Origin of the sequence: Anabaena sp. FACHB-83 (assembly GCF_014697485.1) — a bacterium.
Lineage (GTDB): Bacteria > Cyanobacteriota > Cyanobacteriia > Cyanobacteriales > Nostocaceae > Nostoc_B.
Genome location: NZ_JACJRY010000007.1, coordinates 317,671 through 324,819, shown reverse-complemented (window position 1 = coordinate 324,819; position 7,149 = coordinate 317,671). Strand labels below are relative to the sequence as shown.

The 7,149-nt window shown below is 42.2% G+C and carries 4 protein-coding genes; 1 reads left to right on the top strand and 3 read right to left on the bottom strand.

Features of this window, described 5'->3' with window-relative positions:
* Positions 1-1,863, bottom strand: a 1,863-nt coding sequence (locus tag H6G79_RS12090) for an SdrD B-like domain-containing protein (RefSeq protein WP_191049355.1), incomplete at its 3' end; no start/stop codon positions are given.
* A 451-nt stretch (positions 1,864-2,314) separates the two neighbouring features.
* Positions 2,315-5,164, bottom strand: coding sequence for a cation-transporting P-type ATPase (locus tag H6G79_RS12085; RefSeq protein ID WP_242048287.1), 2,850 nt, complete (start codon positions 5,162-5,164; stop codon positions 2,315-2,317).
* Between the two features lie 84 nt (positions 5,165-5,248).
* Between H6G79_RS12085 and H6G79_RS12080 the strand changes: the two genes are divergently transcribed.
* Positions 5,249-5,392, top strand: a complete 144-nt coding sequence (locus H6G79_RS12080; protein WP_190588889.1) for a hypothetical protein — start codon at positions 5,249-5,251, stop codon at positions 5,390-5,392.
* Between the two features lie 107 nt (positions 5,393-5,499).
* Here the strand turns inward: H6G79_RS12080 and H6G79_RS12075 are convergent, their stop codons facing one another.
* Positions 5,500-7,011 carry an ABC transporter permease subunit gene (locus H6G79_RS12075; protein WP_313933907.1) on the bottom strand — a complete coding sequence of 504 codons (1,512 nt, stop codon included), beginning with the start codon at positions 7,009-7,011 and terminating at the stop codon, positions 5,500-5,502.
* Positions 7,012-7,149: the final 138 nt, after the last annotated feature.

Here is a 7,149-nt window from a genome sequence, read left to right as displayed (position 1 = left end):
ATAACCTGTGGGGGCTGTAAATCTAACTTGGTAGTCTCCTGGGGTTAAGCCACTAAATTGATAGCCACCACTACTATCTGTTGTGGTTGTGGCGATGACACTACCGTTTGTTGGGTTAATCAGTTCGACTGTGACTCCACCAACTCCGACTTCGCCTGTATCTTGAATACCGTTGTTGTTGGCATCGTTAAATACGAAGTCTCCTAATGCTGCCGTTTTGTAGAACCCAGCATCAACTGTGGTGTCATTTTCTCCTGGTGACAGGTTGACTGTATCCGAGACTAACCCATCACTATCAATGGCATCATTTCCACCTACATTCCGAGGACTAATACCGTTGAAGCCATTGGGTTGTACAAATTGGACTTTGTAATCTCCTGGTTGCAGGTTGGTGAATGAGTACAGTCCATTACCATCGGTTGTGGTTGTGGCGATGATATTCCCGGCGGCATTCAACAGGTTGACTGTGGCATTGCCAATTCCTGCTTCCCCGGCATCTTGAATGCCGTTGGCATTGCTGTCTTCAAAGACGAAATTCCCCAAACTGGCTAGGGCGACTAAGCCTGCATCTAATGTGCCGTTGAATTCTCCTGATGTTAGGGTGACTGTTTGGGTTAAACCTGTGCTGGTGTTGGCATCACTGTCTAATGCGTCATTACTGCCTTGGTTGGCTGGGGAGAAACTATAACCTGTGGGGGCTGTAAATCTAACTTGGTAGTCTCCTGGGGTTAAGCCACTAAATTGATAGCCACCACTACTATCTGTTGTGGTTGTGGCGATGACACTACCGTTTGTTGGGTTGATGAGTTGAACTGTGACTCCACCAACTCCGACTTCGCCTGTATCTTGAATGCCGTTGTTGTTGGCATCGTTAAATACGAAGTCTCCTAAACTGGCTTTTCTATAGATACCTGCATCAATAGTGCGATTGAACTCATTTGGATTTAGCTTGATGATTTGTGTCTGACCTGTGAGTGGGTCAGCATCAGAATCGGTTGTATCATTACCTTGATTGGACTGTGTAAAGACAAAACCTGTTGGTAGGTTGCTAAAGGTAACTTTGTACTCTACACCAGGCACAAGAAGTGGAAATAGATAAGAACCATTGGCATCGGTGGTTGTAGCGACAGTAGTGTCATCTGCTGTACCAATTACACCATCTTTGCCGCCACCAGTGAGGGTAACAGTAACACCTGCCACACCCGCTTCATTGGCATCCTGAACGCCATTGGCATTGAGGTCTTCCCAGACAAAATCACCTAAAGCTGCCGTCTTGAGAATATTAATCGTACTTTGTGCAATATTAGTTCCAGCTTGGTTCACAGGAACAACGATAATTGCAATATCTTGAGGTGTGCCATTTTGGCCAATGCCCGGTACAAAGCCTGCTCCATTTTGAACGGCTGCATTAACCAGCTGAGTGACTCGATTTTGATTGTATGCCCCTACTGTACTTAATATCCCGGAAGAAAAGCTGTTCTCCAGTAGAGTCCAGATAGCTACCTGTAAATCGCCGGAAGTATAGGCACCGAAACCTCCAGAAGATATTTGTCCGACAAATTTTTGATTGATTAGCCAGTTGATCTCATCTAGGTTTTCGGGTTTATCAATGATCCCTGTGGGTAACGGGTCATCATAACTAGAATAAACTTGCGCTTGGTAGGTTTGCCCCGGAACTATAGTTTGATTGGCATCAATACAATAGGTGTCATATAGTCCATTGAGAAAATTACCGTTGGTGATTGTGAGATCCACATAGCTTGGCCCATCACCACCAGAACCTGGAAAAGCGACTACGACATTTACATTGTTGTCTGGTAATGTTGACTTGAAAGCTTGCAATAGGTCATTAGTGAAAGACATTGAAAGGCTCCGCAAAATTAGATTCAGCGAATCTAAGCGAGTCAAGAAAGTATAAATAAATGTAGGGAACAATAGTCTCTAAAATATCATCTCAGTAATCTACGCAATTTTTTAACTTTAAATATTTTTTTAATCAAAACAACATACATTAGGGATGTCAGTACACTGAGAAAATTTGTACTTGCTAAAAAAAATAGTGTATGGTATAAACTTTGTTGTGAATATATAAAAAATAATAAAGATAGTGTAGTGTATGCTTTAAACAATATGCTGGCATTACTATAAATTAATTTTATTGCCGAAAATAAACCCTACAAAAATGTGGGAATTAAGCAAAATAATTTTGGCTATTTTAGTAATGTAATTCCGATTCACCTCGTTGGTGATCTCCAGCTAGAAAATTTTTGTTATTGGTTATTGCACAATTGTGATTTTTTTTGAATTGCCCATCCTACAAGTGTTGAGTATGGTGCAAGATATCAGGATCGCTTTTATGGTTGACTTTAGCAATCATTCGCTTTCGTAGTTCGTCGGCTATTAAGATAAACGGTGGACATAACAGTAAGATTAGCCAGTAAGAGGGTTGTAAAGGTGCAGTGGAGAAGATGGTTTGTAGGGTAGGAGAATAAATAATAGAGAGGATTAAGCACCATTCCACGGCAATTCCCGCCCAAATTAAGCGGTTGCTAAAAAAGCCTAAGCGCAAAATTGAAAAGCGTTCGGAACGACAGGCAAAAACGTTACCATCTTGGCAAGCGACAATTACAGCTAAGGTCATGGTTGTGGCTTGATGATAAATCGCCATTGTGGCTGCACTGGCTGAGTGTGAGAGAATACTGGGGCTGAGGGCTTGTAATTGGGGAATATTATAGCCATTCGTCCACCAGACAAAGAAAAATCCTGCCATACCTGCTAAACCTTCCAGGAGTCCTAAAAAGCAGTAAGCACGCAGGAGTAAGGGTAAATCTAAGAGTGACTGGGATTTTTTGCGCGGTGGTAATTCCATTGAACCGGCTTCGGGTTTTTCTGCACCTAAAGCTAGTGCAGGAATCATATCTGTACCTAAGTCAATGGCTAAGATTTGCAAAATTAACAAAGCTGGTGGTATTTTCAGAAACACCATTGCCAGGAAAGGGAGAAACTCTGCCATGTTGGAGGCGAGAATATAAGTCATGAATTTGCGGATATTTTGATATACTGCCCTACCTTGTTCAATGGCGGAGACGATAGTGGCAAAATTATCATCGATGAGAACAATATCCGCAGCTTCACGGGCAACATCTGTACCACTGATTCCCATTGCGATGCCGATATTTGCTGCGCGTAAGGCAGGGGCATCGTTGACACCATCACCAGTTACAGCGACGATATGACCAAGGGTTTTGTATGCTTCCACTAATCTGAGTTTCTGTTCTGGCATGACTCTGGCAAATACCAAGCCAGTTTTGTGCTTGTGGAGGATTTGCCGTAATTGTGTATCTGAAAGATGGCCTAATTGTTCGCCTGTAATGATTTTAGCTTTGCCGTTGACTAAATTAATGCGTTGAGCGATCGCAGCTGCTGTTAACCCATAATCACCTGTAATCATTGTCACCTGAATTCCGGCACGATGACAAAGAGCGATCGCATCCGCAACTTCTGGGCGCGGTGGGTCAATCATGGCCACCAATCCTAAAAAAGTCAAATCTTGTTCCAATAAATGATCATCTGGCTGGTTTAATTCTGCACTACCTTGACTTGTGGCTACTCCCAGAACACGATAACCTTGACTTGCTAGTTGATCATTTGCGGCGATAATTTCCTCGCGCTGGGTTTGGGTCAGTTCCGGCTTTTCACCTGTGTGCCATAAATAGCGTGAATGTTGTAATACATCTAATGGTGCGCCTTTGGTAAAAATGAGATATTGAGAATTTTCTGCATTTTCTAAAGGCAATTGTCCTTCTAGCAAAACCGTCATCATCCGGCGGTGGGAATCAAACGGGATTTCTCTCCTTCTGGGTGCTTGGTGTTGCAACTCCTCCAAATTCAACCCAGCTTTAATTGCAGCTACTAATAACGCTGCTTCTGTGGGATCACCCAATGCTTGCCATTGATGGGAATTGGGAGGATGATCTAACCGTGCATTAGAACAAAGCGCCGCACCAGCTAACATTAATTGCACTTGGGATTCATACTCAGGAGAGGGAATTTCTACTTCTCCCTTGGGTTCATAACCTACCCCAGTCACATTAATTTGTGTATTAGGTATCCACAATTGGCGGACTGTCATTTCATTTTTCGTCAAAGTCCCGGTTTTGTCGGTGCAAATTACCGTTGTTGCACTAAGAGTTTCCACCGCAGATAAACGCCGCACTAAGGCATTTTTGGCAGCCATACGCTTGACACCAATGGCTAAAGCTAAACTCACAGTAGGTAATAAGCCTTCAGGGACAAATGCCACAATAATCCCAATGGCAAAAATAAAACTTTCGCGTAGTTGCATTCCCACCAGCAACTTAGTCAGGAGAAATATCACCACCCCCATACTCAACGCAATGATAGTAATGATGTGAACGACTCTGGAAATCTGCACTTCTAAAGTACTGGCTTCTCGCTGCACATTGGCGGTGAGACGGGCGACTTGACCAAATTCTGTATGTGTACCCGTTGCATATACCACCGCCAGTCCGCGACCGGCGGCGACGGTAGAACCTGCAAATACTAAGTTACTGGCTTCGGAAGCATGAATATTGAGTACGGTGACAGGTTCGCTAATGCGGGGAACTGGCAAAGATTCTCCGGTAAGGATGGAGACATCGACATATAAAGACTGACTTTCCACAAGTCTGGCATCGGCGGAGATTTTATCGCCTTCTTCTAACTGCATCACATCGCCGCTAACTAATTCACGGGTAGGAATCACAGTTAATTTACCATCCCGATAAACTTTGGCTTGAGAAGGTAAGATTTTTTTCAGGGCTGATAAAGCTTTTTCCGCTTGAAATTCCTGCCAAAAACTGAAAATAGCATTAATCCAAATAACTGCCCAAATTGCCCAGCCTAATTCCGGTGTTTGGGAAATAAACGCTAAAATTCCCGCCACCCACAACAGCAACGCCATAAAATGCGTTAATTGGTCAATAAAACGCAGAATTAATGGTCGGGTTTGCGGTTCGGGAAGTTCGTTATAACCAGATTGTTTTAATCTTAAATTAGCTTCTGCCTCGCTGATACCTTGGGGAGTTGTGGTGAGAGTTTTGTAGACATCTGTAGGTGTCAGCGTCCAAATATGAGAGTTTGCATGAGAATTTGCATTCATCATAAACCCATTCCTGGTCTCAGGAGCAATTTAGTTTTCGTATCTTAGATGCAGAGTTTACACCTGTTCATCTGCCTAAGAGGGCTTTTGCAAGAAAAATTATCCGCAAATGCGATCGCGCGGGAAATCAACGACCGTAAAGGTGAGGTTAATGCACTAGGCAATCTCGGTGTTGCTTACAAAGTGAAACGGTATAAGATTTGGGGGATTCTCCTCCAAACCCCCGATTGAGGGACGTAACCGTCCCCCAAACTCCCTGCAAAATCATTTTTTCGTTTTTTGTTGCGTCATTTTTATGTAACTTCTATACATTCATTTGTGGAAATGTCTCATTATGATCATATTTTCCTCTGCTGTCTAACCGGATTCATCCACACTTCTAACTTGCTAAATGCTTGGGAAGAAAGCAGTGTCAAACATAAATAAACCAAGGCTATAGCAGCGTAAATTTCAAAGGAGCGATAGTTACTAGCGATAATGAGTTGTCCTTTACGTAGCAATTCTTCAAAACCAATAACTGAAACTAAGCTGGTATCTTTTAATAAGCTAATAAACTCATTACCCAAAGGTGGAATCATCCGCCGAAAAGCTTGGGGAAAAATTACATAGCGCATTATTTCTACAGCACTTAAACCAAGTGATTCTGCTGCTTCGGTTTGTCCTGTTTCAATTGATTGAATCCCCGCGCGGACAATTTCGGCAATATAGGCGGCGCTGTTTAATGTTAAAGCAATTACACCAGCTACAAAGGGATTGAAGCTAAAGGTAAAACCAAGTTGTTGCACCAGTGCGGGTATACCAAAGTAAATCATAAAAATTTGGACTAGCAAAGGTGTGCCGCGAAAAAAATCTATATATGCTCTGGCTAACCAACGCACAGGTTTAATCTGAGAAAGGCGAATAATGCCAATTAAGGAACCACTAACTAAGCCTAAAACTACCGAAATAACTGTTATTTGGAGAGTGACAAATGCACCTTGTAACAGTAGAGGAAAAGCTCGCCAAATTACATTTAATGATGTGAATATATTAACTTTATTTCCATTAACCTGATTTGCAAAGGGAGACTTAGCGGGTAATGATGGTGCTTCAGCCTTAAACCATTTTTTGTAGATTTGGGAATACGCGCCATTCTTGAGAATTTTATCTAAACCATCGTTAATCAGTGTTAAATTAGGCGAATTTTTCGCTGTGGCAATTCCATAATATTCTTCTGTGAGCAATTGTTGAATAATTTTAATCCCTTGCAAGTTACCTGTATTAATGGCATATAACGTCACAGGTGCATCATTAATGACTGCATCCACATTCCCATTGAGTAATTCTTGCAAGGCTAGAGGTGCAGAATCAAAACTGCGAATCTGTACACCGGGAATATTTTTGGCTTTTTCTGCGCCTGTTGTCCCAATTTGGACGGCTAGTTTTTTATTCTTGAGACTATCTAAATTAGTAATATCTTGATTGTTGTTACGAACTGCGATCGCTAACCCCGCCTTAAAATAAGGACGGGAAAAATCAACTGTTTTGGTGCGTTCTGCGGTAATTGTAATGGAACTTATCGCCGCATCAATGGTTTTAGCTTGGACTGCGGGGATAATGCCATCAAAAGGAATGCTTTGAAACTCTACTTTAAAATTAGCAGCAGAGGCGATCGCATTCATCAAATCATAAGAAAAACCCTGCAATTCTCCATTTGGGCTTTTAAACTCAAACGGCGGAAAGGCTGGTTCAGTTGCTACTCGTAAAGTTTTGCCAATGCTATCATTCACACTACAGCCAGTTAGTAAGACACAACTCACACTAACCACCAACAACCAGCGCCACCAACGCCTAAACTTTAATCTAATAATATGTCTGAGAAGTATTAAATATTTTGCTTGATCCCCCCTAGCCCCCCTTAAAAAGGGGGGAAAATGAATCAAAGTCCCCCTTTTTAAGGGGGATTTAGGGGGATCTATAGGTTTCAAATACAACATCAGAAAATTTTC